This is a genomic window from Dyella sp. (genome assembly GCF_036568765.1).
GTDB lineage: Bacteria > Pseudomonadota > Gammaproteobacteria > Xanthomonadales > Rhodanobacteraceae > GSA-30.
On sequence record NZ_DATCRY010000214.1, the window covers coordinates 1 to 2189 of the forward strand.

The following is a 2189-nucleotide window of genomic DNA, read 5'->3' on the forward strand; positions in this document are numbered from 1 at the left end:
GGCCACCGCCGTGGTCGTGGCCACGGGCATGCGCAGCTACCTCGGTTCGTTGGCGCGTACCGTGGTCGGTCAGCGCGTGCAGACCAGCTTCGACCGCGGCGTAAAGAGCGTGAGCTGGCTGCTGATCCGCTTCATGGCGGTGATGGTGCCGATCGTGTTCGTGATCAACGGCCTGGACAAGGGCGACTGGCTACAGGCCTTCCTGTTCGCGCTGTCGGTGGCCGTGGGCCTGACGCCGGAAATGTTGCCGCTGATCGTCACCGCCAACCTGGGCAAGGGCGCCATCGCCATGTCCAAGCGCAAAGTGGTGGTCAAGCGCCTGAACGCGATCCAGAACTTCGGTGCGATGGACGTGCTATGCACGGACAAGACCGGCACGCTCACGCTCGACAAGATCGTGCTGGAGCGTCACCTCGATCTGTACGGCGAGGAATCGGACGAAGCCCTGACCTACGGCTACCTCAACAGCCGTTTCCAGACGGGCCTGAAGAACCTGATGGACAAGGCGGTGCTGGAGCACCGCGACCTGGAGAGTCTCGCGCAGGAATACCGCATCGTCGACGAAATCCCATTCGACTTCCAGCGCCGCCGTATGTCGGTGGTGGTGAGCAAGGAAGCGGCCGACGAGATGCTGGTATGCAAGGGCGCCGTCGAAGAAATGCTGTCGATCTGCGCGTACGCCAAGACGGGCGACGAAATCCAGCCGATGACCGATGAGCTGCGCGCCGAGATCAAGGCCATGACGCGCCGCCTCAACGAGGACGGCCTGCGCGTGCTGGTGGTGGCGGTCAAGCAACAGCCGCCGGCCCACCGTGCGTATGGCGTCGCCGACGAGACAGGCTTGACCGCGGTCGGTTGCCTCGCATTCCTCGATCCGCCGAAGGACACCGCGGCCACTGCGATCGCTGCATTGAATCATCATGGCGTAGCAGTGAAGGTCATCACCGGCGACAACGAAGCGGTGACGCGCAAGATCTGCCGCGAAGTAGGCCTGGATGTCGAGCACTCCGTGCAGGGCAAGCACATCGAGCCGATGACCGACGAGGAGCTCGACGAACTGGTCCATCGCACCACCGTGTTCGCCAAGATGTCGCCGCTGCAGAAAGCGCGCGTGGTCAAGTCGCTGCGCCGCCAGGGCCACACCGTGGGCTTCCTCGGCGACGGCATCAACGATGCGCCGGCATTGCGCGAAGCCGATGTGGGCATCTCGGTGGATACCGCGACCGACATCGCCAAGGAATCGGCGGATATTATCCTGCTGGAAAAGAACTTGATGGTGCTGGAGGAGGGCGTGATCGAAGGTCGCGTGACTTTCGGCAACATCATCAAGTACATCAAGATGACCGCCAGCTCCAACTTCGGCAACATGTTCTCGGTGCTGGTGGCGAGCGCGTTCCTGCCGTTCCTGCCGATGCTGCCGCTGCATCTGCTGGTGCTGGACATGCTGTACCACACCTCGCAGTTGTCCATTCCGTTCGACCGGATGGACGAGGAGTACCTGCGCAAGCCGCGCAAGTGGGACGCCAGCGACATCGGCCGTTTCATGGTGTGGATCGGACCGGTCAGTTCGATCTTCGACATCACCACGTACCTGTTGCTGTGGCATGTGTTCGGCGCGAACTCGCCGGAACACCAGGCGTTCTTCCAGACGGGCTGGTTCGTCGAGAGCTTGCTGACGCAGACCTTGATCGTGCACATGATCCGCACGCGCAAGATTCCGTTCCTGCAGAGCAGTGCCTCGGCGCCGGTGCTGGCGCTCACCACGGCGACCATCCTGATCGGCCTGGTGCTGCCCTTCACCGGCCTGGGCAAGCACTTCGGTTTCGTCTCCCTGCCGCTGGTCTACTTCGGCTGGGTGGCGGTGACGGTGCTTGCATATGCGGTGCTGACCCAGGTCGTAAAGACCATTTATATCCGCCGCTACGGCCGCTGGCTCTAAAGCGACGACTTCTGGCTCCTCCCCCTGTTCACAGGGGGAGGTTGCGAGGAGCGAACCCTCGCGGCAAGCTACCTATGCCGCTTGAAATGCACCGTACTGGCAAACGCCTAAAACCTGTCAATGACTTGGACACAGCGAAAACGGATCCTATCGTTGTGGGAGCGACTTCAGTCGCGACAAGGACTTGCGATAAGGCACGATCGTCGCGACGAAAGTCGCTCCCACAGAAGAGCCAGTTCTTAGAGGTTCC

At 62.0% G+C, this 2189-nt stretch carries 1 protein-coding gene; it reads left to right on the forward strand.

The window, feature by feature from the left end:
• A partial coding sequence (gene mgtA, locus VIM98_RS14935) for a magnesium-translocating P-type ATPase (RefSeq protein ID WP_331993902.1) occupies window positions 1–1939 on the forward strand: 1939 nt, incomplete at its 5' end.
• Window positions 1940–2189: the final 250 nt, after the last annotated feature.